We start from the raw sequence: 18500 nt of genomic DNA on the forward strand, positions 1-18500 counted from the left end.
TTAAAAATTATAATTGAGTCTCGCGAAATAGCTTCTTCCGTAGAACAAATTCTGCTGACTGGCAGCGGCATTATGACTGTTTCCTGCCTGAATGGTATTTCGTACACTCGTTACATCGAATATGTTTTTAACCCCCGCACTGATTTCAAAGTGATTTTTAAAGAAAGGCTGACTGACCGTAAAGTTGAGCATATTGAAATCTCCGATCTCTCCCAAAATGTACTGCCCGGGATCGGTAGGATTATTCTGGTCTCCCACATGCGTGTATCTTCTCTGGGTTCCGGTATATTTATAATAAAGGGCAAATAATGTTTTTGATGAAGGCAATGTATAATTGGCGGCAAAATTGGCTTCTGCATAATAATTGTAATCATCAGGTGAAGTAATGTTTCCTGTATTTAAAACCTGGGAAACGCCCATGACGGAAACTCCTGCATTTAACGTTAGATCTCCTTTTCTGACATTTATGCCCCCTCCAAACAATAGGGATTTGTAGTCATCTACATTCAGGTAGGTGATTTGTAGCGGACTGTTGTTGATGATCACATCTTCAATCCTGTTTTTTACATCGAGGTACATTCCTGAAACACTGAAATTGAATTTCCAGTCATTGCTGCTGGTAAAGGCATAGTCCCAGAACGCTGCTGCAGAATACCCTGTTTCGGGCTTCAGGTTTTCATTTCCTCTGATATCGTGATTATTATCTACTACAAAAGTATAAAGTTCATCATACGTCGGAAACCTGTTTGCAGATCCGAAGACTGCCCGGATATCTGAATTTTCGGTGGTTTTAAATCGTAAAGTTCCGGAATAATTATATTGTGAATTAAATTTATCACTTAAAGCCAGCCTCACTCCCGGACGGAATGACAGCCATTCATTGATCTTCCATTCTGCGGACAGGAAATTGGCATAATTAAAAATTGTACGTTCGATACTCTTTCCGTTGTTGTTGCTTTCAAAAGTGGTAGCATCGGCAAAACCTTTCGTTCTGTCTAATTCGTACCCAAGCTGAAAATTGATTTTTTCACTATCTAAAAAATTACTGAACATTCCTCTTGAATAAAGGACATCCGATTTGTAAAAAGTGATCTCAGAGTCTCTCGACAATTCTTTCCTGTTGGGAACATCGTAGGTATAGATCTGAGATTTTCGATCCTGGCTCTGATAAGAAAAATCTCCGTTGTAGTTTATTCTTCCCAATTTGCTCTGTATATTGAACTGATGGATCCATCGGTTTGTGCGATAATCCTTATCATTGGCGGTATAGGTGCGTTCACCACCACCCAATGGAAGTTCACTTAGGACAGGATTGTAAAAATTTATTTTCTCGGTAAGGAAATTCAGCTTGTAGAAGAAGCTTGTATTATTCCTGCTGTAGCGGATTGTTCCGTTTGTAGTGATCTGATCTTTAGGGAGCCAGTCGTAACCACGCTGCCCGTCATTGCTCTCACTGAAATATTTATATCCGTTAAGAGAACCTTTATATCCCTGAAAATCATTATGATTAATATCTGCGGAAACCGACCAGCTGTCGTTAATTCTATATCCAAGATTCAACGACTGTATATGTCGGCCGTTTCCTTTTTTCATCCAGTCGTAGTCTTTTCCAACGGTTTCTTCCTGTACAGAAGCTAATGCCGTGAATTTTTTCCCATAACTTTTTTTGGTAATGATATTGATGACTCCGGCAACAGCATTATTTCCGTATTCAACACCCATTGAACCTTTTACTACCTCTATTCTTTCAATGTTATTGACATTGATTTTTGTGAGATCAACAAGATTTCCCATTCCTTCATCGCTTACCACAGGAATATTATCAATAAGGATCTTTGTATAAGCACCACTGAGCCCCATGATATTTGCGCTGGAATTTCCGGAGCTTTTGCTCGGTTCTATTAAAATATTAAGATTCTGATTCAGAACTTCGGCAACATTGGTTACTGCCATATTTTTAATCTGCTGCGCATCAATCACTTCAACTTTATAAATGGATTTGTTAATGGATTGCTGCATGTATTGTCCTGTAATGACAACCTCATCGATCGCTTTTTGCTTTAAAGAATCTTTTTCCTGTGCATTCACCCATAAAATAGTGGATAATGATAGTATGGAAAGCACTTTCTTCTTCATAGATGGAAAATTTTCGACAAATATATAACTTTATTTAGAACAGTTAAAAATAAATTATTAATTTTGTGGAATAATTCTAAATAAAAATAACGTTATGAAATTAAAACTACTTTTAGGAACTTTGATGTTTGCAGCCCTTACGGCCCATGCACAAGTAGCGACAATTAATGAGAATTTTAATAGTTTTACACAAGGTCAGGGACAATCTGTTTTTCCGCAAAATCAATGGACGGCCATTTATCCTGCACCTGTCGGCAATCCGCCTCCAATGATGAATATTGTAGCCAATAATGCTACTGATAATTTTGTACAGGCTTATTCAGGAGCCAATCAAAATAGCCCGGAATATTTGATTTCACCACAAATCGTAGCTCCGGCAGGTGATAAAACGCTAACGTTTAAAGCAAGAAGAAATACAGGTTCTGCTCCAGGGTCAGTACAGGTAGGTCTGGCTTCAAGTCCTACTGATATGACTACATTCGTAGCTTTGGCCAATGCAACAACTTTAACGAGTGATACGTTCCAGACTATTACCATACCTGTAACAGCTTCAACTTCACAGTATATTGTGTTTAAATTTGTGGGAGCATTTGCTCCGCATACAGTACTGGAAATTGATGATGTTGTTTACAATCAGGCTTCAAGCCTCGCGGTTTCCGACCAGGTAAAATCAAAAGAAGAAGTTCAATTTGCAGTAAATACTGATCATACAGCTTTAGATTTTATTGCTAAAAAAGACCCGAAAAACATTCAGATATATTCTGCAGCAGGACAAAAAGTTGCCGAAGGCAAATTATCCGGAAGATCTTTTGATATCAGCACCCTTCATACTGGTGTTTATTACATCATCATTGAAACGTCAGAAGGTTCTGCTCTAAAATCCAAGTTTATTAAGAAATAAGATTTATTAGACCTCATAATTTTTGAAGGCTGATTATGATTTTCATAGTCAGTTTTTTTTATATTCTATATCATCTTGCACTACTGTTAAACATTTGTATGCAAACATAATTTAATATAAAACACGACAAAAATCATATTTTATTTAGAATAATTAAAAATAATTTATATAGTTTTGTAGAATAATTCTAAATAATAATTTACATTAATATTATGAAAACAAGATTACTTTTTGCTGCGATGCTTTCAGTGGGAGTGCAGCAGTCTGTCCTGTCTCAGGTTGATGCCAACGGATATACAACGGTAAATATGTCTATGGGCGCAAGCTATCAAAACCGTGTTTTTTTTGATCTGAGTGCCAACAATATGGTTTCTCAAACTGCCAATTCATGGGATATTGCTTTCTACAGAAACTCCAGCATGAATTTCGGAACAAGAATTAATGATGCGCAGAACATCGAAGTGTATCAGGCTTCAAATAATCCTGCCGACTGGAATACCATCACTACAAATAGTGTTGCATCCTACGGATCACCTTTATACAATCTTGACAATACAACAACGATTCAGGAAGGTGCTTTTGAGCAGGGTACGGCGACATATGGCTGGGGAGAATATAATCCCGCAAACCATCACATCGAAGGAAAAGTAATTTTTATCCTGAAATATGTTTCGACAAATACCTATTATAAATTCATGATCGACGATTATTTCGGAGGTTATACTTTTAAATACGCCAAATGGAATGCAGCAAATTCATCATGGGATGCCACCGTTTCCAAAACAATTGCCAACGGTACCGATGATGCTTATTTTAACTACTTTTCATTTACTACCGGTGATAAAGTAGCTAATCTTGAGCCTTCAAAAGCCAACTGGGACTTTATGTTTACAAGATACTGGACAGATTACCCATATGTTGATCCCAATACAGGGCAGCCTGCAACGATGAAATACAGAATGTCCGGTGTGATCCAGAATACGAATATCACTGTAGCAAAAGTTCAGCCTGAAACGCAGGCTACATCTAATGCTACTATTCCAGCTTCTACAGCTTTTTCAGGTAATATTACTGCAATAGGACACACTTGGAAACCGACTTCAGGAGTTTACAGCGACGTGGTATATTATATCAAACAGGGATCTGAGTATTACAGGATGTACTTTATCTCCAATGAAGGATCTCAGACCGGAAATATGTATTTTAAATATAAAAATATTACGTCAACTTTGGGAACATCCGAGACTGCCGGCAAAAAAGCATCTTTCGGAATTTACCCGAACCCTACTACTGCAGACAAACAGGTGACGGTTTTATTTGATGTTAAAGAAAAGCTTAGCAGCAAAGGAAATGTAGAAGTTTTCGATCTGTCTGGGAAAAAAGTATATTCTGCTGAACTGACCAATCAAACAGGTTTCTACAAACAGGATCTGAATCTTTCTCATCTTTCTTCAGGAAATTATCTGGTAAAAATTACTTTCGGAGGAAGTACTGAAACAAAAAAACTTATCGTAAAATAAGAAAAGTCAATAGTGAATGGTGAATGGTCTAATTCTGAATTCTGAACAGTGAATTTTAAAAATTAACTATTGACTATTCACAATTCACTTTCAAAATAATACTTTCTATTTTTTCTAACGAAAGGCTGCTCGCGATGGTGAGCAGCCTTTTATACTTTATAACGAAGTAATGATTTTAAAGATAAGCTTAAAGCGTTTTAAATCCTTTGTAAACTACGGTAGAACTTTCCAGCATTTTTGAAACATCCTTCCTGAAATTCAACAAATGATCCTGTCCGCTGTGACGGTTCAGGTGTTCTTCGGTTTCCCATAATTCAATCATAAAGAATGTTCCTTTTGTGTTTTTGTCTTCAATGAGATCATATTTCAGACAACCTTCCTCTTTTCGGGTTTCCTTTACCAGTGCCTGAAAAAGTTCAACAGCTTCCATCAAGTAGTTTTCATTAAACTTAAAAACGGCAACGACGTGTATATTCATAATATTTTTTTAATGATGTAAAAGTAAAATATTTTCAAAACGGAAGATATTTTTAATCCTTTTATTTTTCCACACTCAAGTAGATTTTCATTAAAAAACAGATTTATAGATCGTTATAGAACTCATTATAATGACTAACAGTCCAATAACAATAAACATACTTTTTACAGGCAGTTTTGCCGTCAGCATAGCAGAAAAAGGTGCGGTAAAAATTCCGCCAATGAGGAGACCTAGAATGATGTTCCAATGTTGAATTCCCAGTGTAAAAATAAAAGTGATTGCAGCAGTAAGCGTTAGAATAAATTTGGCAACCGTAGAACTTCCCACTGCAAATCTCGGCGTGAAGGAATTTTTAATTAAAGTTCCCGTTACCAATGGTCCCCAGCCACCGCCGGCAAAAGAATCAATAAATCCCCCGGCAAGCCCAAGTCTTGTAAGGTTGGTTTTCTTTTTTAATTTTTTATCCTGCTTATTTTTAAATGCATTGGAGAGGATCTGAATTCCTAAATATAATGTGTAGAAAGAGATAATCGTTTTGGTTATTTTGGAATAATATTCACCCAGATACGTGAGTGATACAGCGCCGAGAATCGCTCCGAAAACCGCAGGCACCGCCAGCTTCTTTACCAGACTTTTACTTACATTCTTCAGCCTGATATGACTGATGCTTCCTGCTGCCGTCGTAAAACTCTCCGCCGAATGAATACTGGCACTCACCGCATGAGGTGGAATTCCGAGAAATAGTAAGGTTGTCGTACAGATTACACCATATCCCATTCCCATAGAACCCGCTACGACCTCTGCTAAAACCCCCACCAGCATCATCCAGTAAAAAATATAGTTGTCTTTAGCAAGAATTATGAAAAGCTCATCCAGATAACCCAGTTCGTACATGGAAAAAACGATAACGGACAATATAGCGACCGTTACAAAAAAAACGTTGAGTCTGAACTGAACTTTCCGGGAAATAATCATTGCGCTTATTTTAAAATGTATAAATATTATAAGATCATGACAGCTCCTACCGTTGAATTGCTTGTTTCATCAACCAAAATTGCATTTCCCGTAGCTTTACTCTCCTCAAAACTGTCAAATACAAGCGGGGAAGCAGTTTTCAGACGCACTTTTACTACCTCATTAAGCCTGATACTTTCCGTCACAGGAATTTTTTCTAAAGTATTGACATCAATTTTATATTCAATTTCTTTGACAAGTGCTTTCAGTAATTTGCTTTTATGCTGAATAAAATATTTATTACCTTCATTAAGTTCTTTTTTATCAAGCCAGCAGACAACTGCTTCTATTTCATTTTCCACTTTCGGAAGGCTCCCGGATTTTACAATAAAGTCGCCGCGACTGATATCAATATCATCTTCTACATGGATAACGGCGGGCTGATTGGCAAAAACAACCTCCACTTCTTTTCCTCCGGTTTCTACTTTGGAAATTTTGGTTTGAATATGTTGAGGCAGCACGGTGATTTCATCCCCTTTTTTGTAAGTTCCTGAAATTACTTCCCCGGCATATCCTCTGTAATCGTGCAGCTCATCAGTCTGCGGACGGATCACATACTGCACCTGAAATCTCGGATTCTCAAAGTCTTTTTTATTATGATCAACTTCAACGTTTTCCAGAAAATCGAGCAGTGTAGGGCCTTGGTACCAAATCATATTTTCAGATTCGGAAACGACATTATCACCGTGAAATGCCGAAATAGGAAAATAATTCACATTATCCAATCCTAATTTTTTTGCCACCAGCTCGTATTGCGCCTTGATGTCATTAAAAACTTCCTGAGAATATTCTATGAGATCCATTTTATTAATGGCTACTACAACATTTTTTATCTTCAGCAGGGAAGCAATGATCGAATGTCTTCTTGTCTGCTCGATTACGCCTTGTCTGGCATCAATAAGAATCACGATAAGTTGTGAATTCGAAGCTCCCGTAATCATATTTCTTGTGTACTGAATATGTCCCGGCGCGTCTGCTATAATAAACTTTCGTTTTGGTGTTGAGAAGTATCGGTAAGCTACGTCAATGGTAATTCCCTGCTCTCTTTCAGCTCTTAAGCCATCTGTTAAAATGGCAAGGTCCACTCCATTTTCATTCTTGTTCTTCGACTGTTTTTCCAGCGCTTCCAGCTGGTCGATCAATATATTTTTGCTGTCATAGAGAAGTCTTCCGATGAGGGTACTTTTCCCGTCATCTACACTTCCGGCAGTGATAAATCTTAGTATGTCCACGTTTATTGTAGTTATAAGTGATAAATTATGGGTGATTAAAGCTTACAGCTTTCTGCTTATTGCCTAAGGCCTTGCTTAAAAATATCCTCCTTTTTTCCGGTCTTCCATGGCGGCTTCCGTCACTTTATCATCAATTCGGGTTTCGCCACGCTCGGAGATTCTTGAAGCGGTGATTTCATTTACGACCTCATCTAACGTTTCAGCAGTGCTTTCTATAGCTGCGGTGCATGTCATATCTCCTACCGTTCTGTATCTTACTTGTTTATTAACGATCGTATCATTTTCATCAATTTCTATAAAATCTGAAACCGCAATCAATTGTCCGTCATACTCGATCACATCACGGTTGTGGGCAAAATAGATTGAAGGCAGCTGGATATTTTCTTTTTTGATATAGCTCCATACGTCCAATTCGGTCCAGTTGGAAATCGGGAAAATCCTTACATTTTCACCTTTATTGATTCTTCCGTTGTAAATATTCCAGAGTTCAGGGCGCTGAAGTTTCGGGTCCCATTGCCCGAATTCGTCGCGAACAGAGAAAAAGCGTTCCTTTGCCCTCGCCTTTTCCTCATCTCTTCTCGCACCGCCGATGCACGCATCAAAACCGAATTCTTCAATGGTATCGAGTAAAGTATGGGTCTGAAGCCAGTTTCTGGAAGCAAATTTACCTTTGGGTTCTGCTAATTTTTTAGCTTTAATGGTATCTTCCACTTTTCTTACGATCAGTTCGGCTCCTATATTTTCTGCCATATAATCCCTGAACTGAAGTGCTTCCGGAAAATTATGACCGGTATCAATATGCACCAAAGGAAAAGGAATCTTCATGGGCGCAAAGGCTTTCATGGCCAGATGAACCAATGTAATTGAATCTTTTCCTCCGCTGAAAAGCAGTGCCGGTTTTTCAAACTGGGCTGCAATTTCGCGCATTATATAAATACTTTCAGCCTCCAGCTGTTCCAGATAATCTAATTGATATGTATTCATTTTGAATATAAAAGATTTTGAATTAATGCGTATGAAGTCCGCATTCTTTTTGTGAATTTTCCCACCACCAGCGCCCCGCACGCGGATTTTCTCCTTCCACGATAGGCCTTGTACATGGCTGACAGCCAACACTGATATATCCTTTTTTGTGTAAAGGCAGTTCCTGAACATTGTTTTGCTGAAGATAAACCAGAACCTGCTGATAATTCCAGTTGATCAATGGGTTATATTTATAGAGCCCGCGTTCTTCATCCCACTCGATCACCGGCATATTCTCCCGGTTTTCCGACTGTTCTGCCCGTAAGCCGGTAATCCATATTTCTGCATTTTCCAAGGCACGATTTAAAGGTTTAACCTTTCTGATAAAACAGCATTCTTTTCTGTTTTCCACGGAATGATAAAAGGCATTAATCCCCTTTTCATTTACAAATTTTTCAACATCTGAAGGATCCGGAAAATAGATTTCCGTTTTTATTTTGTACCTCGCATTATTTTGTGAAAGCAATTCGTAGTGTTCGTAAAAAAGTCTGCCCGTATCCAGTGTAAAAACCCTGATCGGCAAATTATTTCTGAAAATGATATCGGTGATCACCTGATCTTCCTGGCCAAGTGATGTTGAGAAAACAGCGGTTTCCGAAAATTTTGATGAAATAAATTTCAATCCCTCCTCTGCTGAAAGCTGTTTCAGGGTCTCTGCATCTTCTTTTGAAATCATAATTTATTCATTTGAAGTAATGCAAATATCCAATAAAATTATTATCCCACCAAAAAAGTAGACTAATAATTCAAAAAAAAGGATCTAAGTCAGTCGACCAGATCCATTAAAGTTTTTCTTTCAAGAATATTCAGCGATGCATCCCGAACCTCGATCAGCACGTCGTGCAGACTACAGTGGTCTTCATTACAGTCTTCACACTTTTCATAAAAATTCAGGCTTACGCATGGAAGCAGGGCAATCGGCCCGTTTACCAGTCGGATGATTTTTGCCAGCTTTACGTTTTCAGGATTTTCTTTAAAGAAATATCCTCCTCCTTTTCCTTTTTTGCTATCAAGAATATCCGCCTTTTTCAGTTCAAGAAGAATATTTTCCAAAAACTTCAGAGGAATTTTCTTGTGCGCTGCAATTTCGGAAATGAGAATAGGGCCATCGTTCCTCTTTTCTACCAGATACGACAGCGCCTTAAAAGCATATTGAGATTTTTTAGACAGCATTTAAACAAAAATAAGAAAAAAAGTGGAATGTGATCAAAAGAGCCAAGGTAAAAGTATGAAGAGCCAAGTAAAAAGGTAAAAGTAAGATGCTAAAAGACTTTCAATGTTATATTAAGTTTTTATATACTTGATTCTTTAGCCTTTTACCTTGGCTCTTATTTTTTCTTTACCTTTGTATCTATGTTTAGCAAACAGGAAGCACAACAGTTAAAGAAAGAATTCTGGACGGCTTTTGGAAAGTCATTCCCGAGAAAATGGATTTTGTATGATACCAAGATCAAGGATATGTCGTTCAAGTTTTATGCAGATAATAAAAAAGCTGAAGTCTCTTTGGATATCGAAATGAAAGATGAGATATTCAGGAATGCTTATTATGAAAAAATCTGGTCTTTAGAAGATATCCTGAAAGATTTTATCGGTGATTTTCACAAAGAAGAATATTTTACGCTTGAGAACGGAAAAGTCATCAGCAGAATCTGGACAGAAAAACATGGTGTTTCCATTTTCAATAAAAATACATGGCAGCAGACTTTTGAATTTTTTGTCGATAAGATGGATGGCTTTGAGCGATTCTATTATGAGTATGAAGATTTTATAAAAGATGTTTAATCGTAAAAGACACCGTTTGCTTTTTGTCAAATGACAAATTTTGTGGAGATTCCTTTTTTTACCTTGCATTCATGAAAGAATTATTTGATTTTATCCTGAGATTCGGAAATCTCAATCAGCAGCAGATCGATTTTATTACAGAGAAAGCGACAGAGATCAGCATCCCCAAAGAGGAGTACTTTTCGGAAGCCGGAAAGATCGCCAAACAGGTAGGTTTTATTGTAGACGGTATTCTCCGGGTCTGTTATTATAACAACAAAAGTGAAGAAATCACGAAATATTTTATCGAAGAAAACAATCTGGTCGTAGATCTTGAAAGTTTTGATAATCAAATCTGTTCAAGCGCTTATGTTCAGGCAGTGACGGATTGCAAAATCATTATTTTTGAAAGAAAAGACTGGCTGGAGCTTTTACAGACAATTGTAGGGTTTGATGCCATCGTTCACAAAATCATTTCAAGAGCTTTGATACAAAAAGTGGAAAGAAGAAGTCCGCTTGTTACAGAAGATGCTACGACCCGTTATCTGAAGTTCCTGGAGATCTATCCCACGGCAGTCAACAAAATCCCGCTTTCGTATGTTGCTTCTTATCTGGGCGTTACCCAATCTTCTCTGAGTAGGATAAGAAAGAACATTAGGCTTTAAAATTGTATCCTTAAATTATTTCAGCTAAATCTCTTGTGAGATTTCTCCCAATTTAAACCACCCCATCAAAAATTCTTTGAATTTTCGTGTCCCTCCAAAGTGGAATAATCTTTCATCATCCAGCATCCTTTTCTCCCGCTTTTCTCTTTTTGCCAAATGGCAAATGTCATCCTGTTTTATTGTCAGAATTTTACACCATCAATTTAAATATAAAAAATGAAAACAGTATTAATTACAGGAGCCAACAGAAGCATTGGCCTTGAAACCGCAAAACAGCTTTCAGAAAAAGGATTATTTGTTTATTTAGGAAGCCGTAACCTTGAAAATGGTGAAAAAGTAGTAAAAGAACTCACAGAAAAAGGATTTCAGAATATCAAAGCTATTGAAATCGATGTTACCAATCCTGAATCAATTGCAAATGTAAAAAAAGCTATTGAAAACGAACAGGGAAAACTGGATATCCTTATTAACAATGCCGGAATTTTGGGAGTGAATCCTCAGACCGCAGCGGAAACATCAGTAAATGATATACGCGAAGTTTTTGACACCAATTTCTTTGGCGTGATTAATGTTACTCAGGCCCTTTTAGATTTGCTTAAAAAGTCGGACAGCCCGCGTATCAGCAATATTACTTCGGGATTAGGTTCGCTCACCTTGCACAGCGATCCGGAATGGAAATATTATCATGTGAAAACTGCCGCTTATGGTCCTTCAAAATCTGCATTAAATGCTTACACCATTACGCTGGCGTATGAATTAAAAGATCAACCATTCAAAGTAAACGTGATTGATCCAGGTTATACAGCAACAGATTTTAATGGTCATAGCGGACCAGGTTCCGTAGAAAGCGCAGCGTCATTTATTGTTAAACATACACTGACAGATGAAAACGGACCGACCGGACAATATTTCAGCAATGATATTGAAGATGAAAACGGCATCAGCCCGTGGTAATTTTCAAGATGATTTAATAAAGAGAAGTCTTCGGGTTTCTCTTTTTACTATTAATAGAACTTTTGTTGCAATACAAACGAGAGCAAATACCTTAAATAATATTCACGATTTGGATACATCATTCGTGGATCAGGCTACTTTTAAAAACCATCTTCTTTCCATCTTTGTACCATCATTTAAAATAAAAAAATATTAAAGAAATGGAAACAAAAAAAGTATGGTTCGTAACAGGAGCGTCAAAGGGGCTTGGATTTGAACTGGTGAAAAAATTATTGTCTGAAGGATTTCAGGTAGCGGCAACAAGTCGTACGGTGGAAGCTTTAACGTCGGGATTCGGAGAACCTTCAGAAAATTTCCTGCCGTTGAGCATGAATATTACAGATAACAATGATGTAAAATCTGCCATAGACAAGACGATTGAACATTTCGGAAAAATAGATGTAATCGTTAACAATGCCGGATATGGGCAGCTAGGTACCCTGGAAGAGTTGAGTGATGAAGAAGCAAGAGCGAATTTTGATGTCAACGTTTTCGGAACATTAAATGTGATCAGAAATGCAATGCCTTACTTGCGCGAGCAGAAATCAGGGAATATCTTCAATATTTCGTCTGTCGGAGGCTATTATGGAGGCTTTCCGGGTTGGGGTGTTTATTGTTCAACAAAATTTGCCGTAGCAGGATTCACCGAGGCCCTGGCTGAAGAAGCAAGAGACTTTGGAGTTCATGCCACCGTTATTTATCCTGCCTATTTCCGTACGGATTTCCTGACGAAAGATTCTGTAAGAACTCCTGAAAATTCTATTGAAGCTTACGAAGCGGCGAGAAACTCTGAGAAAGCCCACCTTGATGAGATCAACGGCAACCAGCCCAACGATCCTGAAAAAGCAGCTGATGTGCTGATACAGATCAGTAAAGAAGAGAATCCGCCGGTACATTTGCTGCTTGGTGTAGGCGCTACGGAATTTCTGAACAATAAGATCGATGCTATCACAAAAGATGCAAAAGACTGGGAAGATCTGACGTTGTCAACGGCCATTTAACAATTGAAAATTCAGTTAAAGAATTTTAATCTAAGGCTTTATATTTTTAGATCAGCTAAAAGTATAAAGCTTTTTTATTGTCTATCAGAACAGGGAAAGCTGGATAGGTTTTGGAGGTGAAGGTTTCTGTGCATCTCCAAAAACAGTTTTTCCACCAAAACGCCACGAATTTTGCTTTTCATCTTCAATTACTTCCTGAATATCAAAATCCGGGGTAAAGTCCTTTTCGGTTTTTACGACAATATCATGAAGTTTATTGATGGTCCTCAATTTATCGGAATTTCCAAGCTTGGATTTTTCAATTCCTTTTCTGATAAGACTGATGCTTTCGTCATAAACTTTAGTAGGCACAGGAAACGGATGACCGTCTTTTCCGCCGTGGGCAAAAGAAAACCTGGCGGGATCCGTAAATCTTGATGGGGCGCCGTGAATCACTTCACTTACCAATGCCAGCGAATGCATCGTTCTGGGTCCTACTCCTTCCAGCATCAGCAAGTCTTCAAAGTTTTGCGGTTGCTGTTCGCGGGTAATGTATAAAAGCGCTCCCAAACGCTTTAGATCGACGTCAGAAGCCTGCACATCATGATGTGCAGGAAGAATCAGTCTTGCAAAATCACTCATGATCTTCGCAGAATCCGTGTGGGAGATCTCGAGAATTCCTTTTCTGTTGTCTGAAGCTTCAGAATCGGTAAGGTTTAAAATTTTTCCTCTTGAAATTCCATTAATCCCCGTATGAGGTTCTTCTACAAACGATTTAATATTCTCAGAATGCCAGTGATAACGTCTTGCGGTACTGTCGGATTCATGCATTCCTTGCTGAACCACGCTCCAATTTCCGTTATCAGCCAGGATAAAATTATGAAGATACAGCTGGTAGCCGTCCTGCACCGCCGTGTTATCAACTTTTGCCGAAAGCTTGCTGGCTCTTACCAATTCTGTTCCGTTCAGACCGGTTTTATCGGCAATTTGTATCAATTCGGAAGGTGTTTCTCTTGAAAATTTTCCTTTTCCACCACAAATGTAGAGTCCGAGCGATTGGGAATTTGGGTTTATCGAACGTTTTAAAGCGCCCATCACGGAAGTGGTAATCCCCGAAGAATGCCAGTCCATTCCCATAACTGCTCCAAAACTCTGAAACCAAAACGGATCTGCCAATCTTCTCAATACCTCATCTTTTCCGTAGTCAGCCAGGATAACTTCAATAATGGAAAGACCCAGCAGAGACATACGCTCATACAACCAAGGCGGTACTTTGCCGTAGTGAAGAGGTAGATCTGCTGTTCCTGAACGTTTCATGATGTAAAGGTAGGATTATTGTAATTAAATTTTAATGATTGAGGTCAGTATTTCAAACACCAATTTTTTCCACAAATGAAACAAATTAAAATATGCACTCCGTTTGTCATTCTGACGAAGGAGGAATCTATGCTTAGTATTAGCGAAGTATTTTAAAGTTTAGCTAAAGCTAATTTGAATTGCCGTTTAATTAAGCTGACTTAAGTCCTTATCCCTTGGTGCAGGTTATGTTATTCGTGTAAATATTCGTATAAATTGCGTTTAAACTGACAAAAAAAGCCCTGCAAAATTCACAAGGCTTTAGAAGTATGATTTTTTAATTATTTCAATGCGGCTAAAGCGGCTTCATAATTTGGTTCGTGTGCTATTTCTGACACCTGTTCTGTATATACCACTTTATCGTTTTCATCGGTAACAATCACGGCACGGCTCAGAAGCCCTTTCATCGGAGAGTCGGTGATGGTCACTTCATAATCGTCTCCAAAGCTGCTTCTGAAATCCGAAAGCGTTTCTACATTGTCAAGACCCTCAGCGGCACAGAATCTTCCCAAAGCAAAAGGTAAGTCTTTAGAAACATTGATTACAACCGTATTATGCAGCGCAGAAGCCTCTTCATTGAATTTTCTTGCTGAAGATGCGCATGTAGGGGTGTCAATGCTCGGAAAAATATTAAAAACCTTCTTCTTTCCGTGGAAGTTCTCAAGTGTTTTTACATGTAAATGTGAATCTACCAGTGCAAAATCCCGAATGGTAGTCCCCACTTCCGGTAATTTGCCTATGGTGTGCACTTCATTTCCTTTTAAAGTAATTGTTGTTGACATAATTCTTTTTTTGTTTCTCAAATTTAATTAAAAGAAAAAACTATTTCTTGAATTAAAGGTTAAATTAATCTTAAAGTCGAAAATCTTGATGAGTATTCATTTAAAAAATTAATTTTTAACTAAATTTGTGAGTCTTAAAAAATCAAATAATAAATAACAGTATAATGTCAGACAAATCAAAAATCTATTACACCCTTACGGATGAGGCTCCAATGCTGGCTACACATTCGTTTTTACCGATTGTGAAAGCTTTTACCAAATCAGCAGATATTGAGATCGCGGTACCGGATATTTCCCTGGCAGGGAGAATTTTAGCCAACTTCCCGGAATTTCTGAAAGAAGATCAGAAAATCGGTGATGCACTGGCAGAATTAGGTCAGCTGGCTACTCAGCCGGATGCAAACATTATCAAATTACCTAACATTTCGGCTTCTGCACCTCAGCTGGATGCTGCTATCGCTGAACTTCAGGCTAAAGGTTTTGCGGTTCCGAATTATCCTGCCGAACCTAAAAATGATGACGAAAAAGCTATTAAAGCTAAATATGCAAAAGTTTTGGGAAGTGCGGTAAATCCTGTGTTAAGAGAAGGAAATTCTGACAGACGTGCTCCTAAAGCTGTTAAAAACTATGCAAAAGCAAATCCTCACAGAATGGGCGATTGGGCTTCTGACAGTAAAACAGATGTTGCCCACATGGAAAGCGGAGATTTCTACGGAACAGAAACTTCAACAACGTTAGAAAATGCAACAAAATACAGAATCGTATTTAAAGGAAACGATGGCTCTGAAACTCAGCTGAAAGACTATGCTAATCTTCAGGCGGGAGAAGTAATCGATTCTTCTGTGATGAATTTAAATGCATTGAAAGCTTTCGTTCAGCAGGCAATTAATGAGGCAAAAGACAGAAACATACTTCTTTCTGCTCACCTGAAAGCTACGATGATGAAAATCTCTGATCCTGTTATTTTTGGGGCTATCGTAGAAACTTTCTTTAAAGATGTTTTCACTAAATATGCTGAAACGTTCAAGTCTTTAGATGTCAATCCAAATAATGGTCTTGCCGATCTTTTCGATAAAATTAAAGGAAATGCTCAGGAAGCTGAAATCAAAGCTGATATTGAAGCAACTCTTGCAAAAGGGCCAAGAGTAGCAATGGTAAATTCTGACAAAGGAATTACCAACTTCCACGTTCCTTCCGATATTATTGTTGATGCATCTATGGCTGCTTTGGTAAGAGGCGGAGGTAAAATGTGGAACAAAGACGGAAAAGAGGAAGATACAGTTTGTATCATTCCTGACCGCTCTTACGCAGGTTTCTACCAATCGGTAATCGATGATATGAAAGCGCACGGAAAATTAGATCCTACTACAATGGGTTCTGTTCCAAACGTTGGTTTGATGGCTCAAAAGGCTGAAGAATATGGTTCTCACGACAAAACATTCCAGGCTGTTGCAGACGGAACTATCGAAGTTCAGGACGAAAACGGAAATGTTCTTCTTTCTCAAAAAGTAGAAAAAGGTGATATTTTCAGAATGTGTCAGACGAAAGATGCTCCAATTCAGGATTGGGTAAAACTGGCCGTAAACAGATCAAGATTATCAGATACACCTGCTATTTTCTGGCTGGACAAAGGAAGAGCCCACGACAGAGAAATTATCAAAAAGGTTGAAAAATATCTTAAAGATTACGATACAAACGGTCTTGACATCAGAATTATGGATGTAAAAGATGCCATGACGGAAACATTAAAAAGAGCAAGAGAAGGAAAAGATACGATTTCTGTTTCAGGAAATGTATTGAGAGATTATTTAACAGATCTTTTCCCTATCCTTGAACTTGGAACTTCTGCTAAAATGCTTTCTATTGTTCCATTAATGAACGGTGGTGGTTTATTTGAAACAGGAGCAGGAGGTTCTGCACCGAAACACGTGGAACAGTTTGTAGAAGAAGGCTATTTAAGATGGGATTCCTTAGGAGAATTTTTGGCTTTACAGGCTTCTTTAGAGCATTTGGCACAAACTCAGAACAATGCAAAAGCTCAGGTTTTAGCTGATGCACTGGATGAAGCTAATGCTAAATTCCTGGCTACGGATAAATCTCCTGCAAGAAAAGTGGGACAGATCGACAACAGAGGTTCTCATTTCTATCTCGCTATGTATTGGGCTGAAGCCTTGGCAAATCAGACAGCTGATGCAGAATTAGCAGCACAGTTTGCTCCGATTGCACAGACAATGAAAGAGAATGAAGAAGTAATCAATGCTGAATTGATTGGTGCTCAGGGGAAACCTCAGGATATCGGTGGATATTACAAAACAGATAAGTACAAAACGTACTCTGCTATGAGACCAAGTACTGTTTTAAATGAAATCATTGACGGAATTTAATTCCCGATTTTTGATATAAAAATGAAAGCTCCTTTTTTAAAGGGAGCTTTTTGTTTTAAAACTTAAGAATGAGTTCAATCTTTTTAAATATGTGCTTTCCGAAATTTAATCATACTTAAAATAAATAATCCTAAAATTCCCAACACAAAATATCCTTCCGCAACTTCAAGCTGAATTTGAGGTTTGATTACGGCTACAATTCCATAGCTGATGGCGGATGTAATGATAAAAGCAACTCCGCCGGTAAGACCGCCTGCAATTCCTGCTGAATTCGGGAATCTTCCGATACAGTAAGAGAAATAATTGTTGAAAATAAATCCGGCCGTAACGTGGATCAAAAATGCAAAAGCAACCAAACTGTAGATGTCATTGGAGAAATAAGAAGCAATAAACATCAGGATAATTAAAAGCAGCTGTATGAAGTTGGCATTACGGATTTTAGGCAAGAACGCTTTATTGATTAATGCTTTACCCAAAAAGCCACCGGACATCCAGGCAAATCCCAGAATCAGGGAAACGTAGCCCGCCACCACTTCAGAATAGCCCATTTTATGTTCAATAATAAAAGATCCGCAGAGATTGAAAAACATAATCATTGAATAGCTCAGTCCACACATGATCATTCCGTAAAAGAAATCTTTGGCTTTAAACATTGAATTATATTCTTTAATGAGAAACTCAATGTGAAAAGGATTTCTTTTTTTAAGCGTTTCACCGGAAAATATTAACTCTAAGAATAAAAGAAGTAAACTGTATCCGGCAAGGACATAAAAATTCGACTGCCATCCAAAATTTTTCTGTAAATATCCCCCGATAAAAGGTGCAATAATAGGACCTACCGACCAGACAATCGTCATGATGCTGAGATAATGCTTCCGCTCTTCCCCCTCATAAACATCGACAAAAAATGCTCTTTTGGCAACTACCGCAAAACCCGAAAGAATACCTTGTAATACACGCATAGCATAAATCACAAAGATATTCTGTGTTGTCGCAGTAATTAAAAAAGACAACACAAACAAAGCAAGAGACATCATCGTAATTCTGTATCTCCCGAAAGAATCTACAATACTACCGGCAAAAAACTGGGTCAGTCCGTAACTGATCAGAAATATCGATAACGTAAGCTGAATGTTGCTTTCCGGCTGTTGAAGCTCTATCGCCATACTCGGCATTGAAGGTAAGTAGATATCTGTTGCCAGACCCGACATCGGAATGACTGCAAATGCCAAAACCGTAGCAATAAATTTATTTTTTTCTTTAAGTGTAACCATG

17 protein-coding genes are annotated in these 18500 nt (G+C 38.0%); 7 read left to right on the forward strand and 10 right to left on the reverse strand.

The features are described from left to right. Positions 1–2136 (reverse strand): TonB-dependent receptor plug domain-containing protein, encoded by a 2136-nt coding sequence (locus tag ACWNCI_RS07865; protein ID WP_449387877.1) that lies wholly within the window; start codon positions 2134–2136, stop codon positions 1–3. 94 nt (positions 2137–2230) lie between these two features. On the opposite strand from ACWNCI_RS07865, the gene ACWNCI_RS07870 reads away from it, so the two are divergent. Together ACWNCI_RS07870 and ACWNCI_RS07875 are read left to right on the forward strand one after the other, a co-directional pair. Further along, positions 2231–3037 (forward strand): choice-of-anchor J domain-containing protein, encoded by an 807-nt coding sequence (locus ACWNCI_RS07870; protein ID WP_449387878.1) that lies wholly within the window; start codon positions 2231–2233, stop codon positions 3035–3037. A gap of 212 nt (positions 3038–3249) precedes the next feature. Continuing rightward, positions 3250–4557, forward strand: a complete 1308-nt coding sequence (locus ACWNCI_RS07875; RefSeq protein WP_449387879.1) for a T9SS type A sorting domain-containing protein — start codon at positions 3250–3252, stop codon at positions 4555–4557. A 187-nt stretch (positions 4558–4744) separates the two neighbouring features. On the opposite strand, the gene ACWNCI_RS07880 is transcribed toward ACWNCI_RS07875, so the two are convergent. From ACWNCI_RS07880 to ACWNCI_RS07905, 6 genes are all read right to left on the reverse strand, one after another. Beyond that, complete coding sequence (locus tag ACWNCI_RS07880; protein ID WP_346984764.1) at positions 4745–5035, reverse strand: putative quinol monooxygenase; 291 nt, start codon at positions 5033–5035, stop codon at positions 4745–4747. A gap of 90 nt (positions 5036–5125) precedes the next feature. Further along, positions 5126–6010: a sulfite exporter TauE/SafE family protein gene (locus ACWNCI_RS07885; RefSeq protein WP_449387880.1), complete on the reverse strand. Its 885-nt coding sequence runs from the start codon at positions 6008–6010 to the stop codon at positions 5126–5128. Positions 6011–6036: 26 nt separating this feature from the next. Further along, the gene (locus ACWNCI_RS07890) at positions 6037–7281 is read right to left on the reverse strand and encodes a sulfate adenylyltransferase subunit 1 (protein WP_449387881.1); all 1245 of its coding nucleotides are present in this window, start codon (positions 7279–7281) and stop codon (positions 6037–6039) included. 75 nt (positions 7282–7356) lie between these two features. Beyond that, a complete protein-coding gene (gene cysD / locus ACWNCI_RS07895; RefSeq protein ID WP_449387882.1) occupies positions 7357–8265 on the reverse strand; it encodes a sulfate adenylyltransferase subunit CysD in 909 nt (302 codons plus the stop codon). A gap of 22 nt (positions 8266–8287) precedes the next feature. After that, positions 8288–8980: a phosphoadenylyl-sulfate reductase gene (locus ACWNCI_RS07900; protein ID WP_449387883.1), complete on the reverse strand. Its 693-nt coding sequence runs from the start codon at positions 8978–8980 to the stop codon at positions 8288–8290. 89 nt (positions 8981–9069) lie between these two features. Beyond that, on the reverse strand, positions 9070–9477 hold the full coding sequence (locus ACWNCI_RS07905; protein ID WP_346984757.1) for an RrF2 family transcriptional regulator: 408 nt from the start codon (positions 9475–9477) through the stop codon (positions 9070–9072). A 180-nt stretch (positions 9478–9657) separates the two neighbouring features. Here ACWNCI_RS07905 and ACWNCI_RS07910 point away from each other — a divergent pair, with 180 nt between their 5' ends. From ACWNCI_RS07910 to ACWNCI_RS07925, 4 genes are all read left to right on the forward strand, one after another. Further along, the gene (locus tag ACWNCI_RS07910) at positions 9658–10086 is read left to right on the forward strand and encodes a DUF4268 domain-containing protein (RefSeq protein WP_449387884.1); all 429 of its coding nucleotides are present in this window, start codon (positions 9658–9660) and stop codon (positions 10084–10086) included. Between the two features lie 71 nt (positions 10087–10157). Then, positions 10158–10730 carry a Crp/Fnr family transcriptional regulator gene (locus ACWNCI_RS07915; protein ID WP_449387885.1) on the forward strand — a complete coding sequence of 191 codons (573 nt, stop codon included), beginning with the start codon at positions 10158–10160 and terminating at the stop codon, positions 10728–10730. 216 nt (positions 10731–10946) lie between these two features. Continuing rightward, entirely contained in the window at positions 10947–11684 is a 738-nt protein-coding gene (locus tag ACWNCI_RS07920) for an SDR family oxidoreductase (protein WP_449387886.1), read from the forward strand. A 200-nt stretch (positions 11685–11884) separates the two neighbouring features. Further along, entirely contained in the window at positions 11885–12724 is an 840-nt protein-coding gene (locus ACWNCI_RS07925) for an SDR family oxidoreductase (protein ID WP_449387887.1), read from the forward strand. A gap of 84 nt (positions 12725–12808) precedes the next feature. Here ACWNCI_RS07925 and ACWNCI_RS07930 read toward each other — a convergent pair whose 3' ends face one another. Both ACWNCI_RS07930 and tpx read right to left on the reverse strand, forming a co-directional pair. Beyond that, positions 12809–14020, reverse strand: a complete 1212-nt coding sequence (locus ACWNCI_RS07930; RefSeq protein ID WP_449387888.1) for a DUF763 domain-containing protein — start codon at positions 14018–14020, stop codon at positions 12809–12811. A gap of 320 nt (positions 14021–14340) precedes the next feature. Next, a complete protein-coding gene (gene tpx, locus ACWNCI_RS07935; protein WP_449387889.1) occupies positions 14341–14841 on the reverse strand; it encodes a thiol peroxidase in 501 nt (166 codons plus the stop codon). Between the two features lie 164 nt (positions 14842–15005). Here tpx and ACWNCI_RS07940 point away from each other — a divergent pair, with 164 nt between their 5' ends. Then, positions 15006–17225, forward strand: coding sequence for an NADP-dependent isocitrate dehydrogenase (locus ACWNCI_RS07940; protein ID WP_449387890.1), 2220 nt, complete (start codon positions 15006–15008; stop codon positions 17223–17225). 83 nt (positions 17226–17308) lie between these two features. Here the strand turns inward: ACWNCI_RS07940 and ACWNCI_RS07945 are convergent, their stop codons facing one another. Beyond that, positions 17309–18499, reverse strand: a complete 1191-nt coding sequence (locus tag ACWNCI_RS07945; RefSeq protein WP_449387891.1) for an MFS transporter — start codon at positions 18497–18499, stop codon at positions 17309–17311. Position 18500 lies beyond the last annotated feature (1 nt).

The sequence above is a fragment of the Chryseobacterium lineare genome (genome assembly GCF_977014045.1).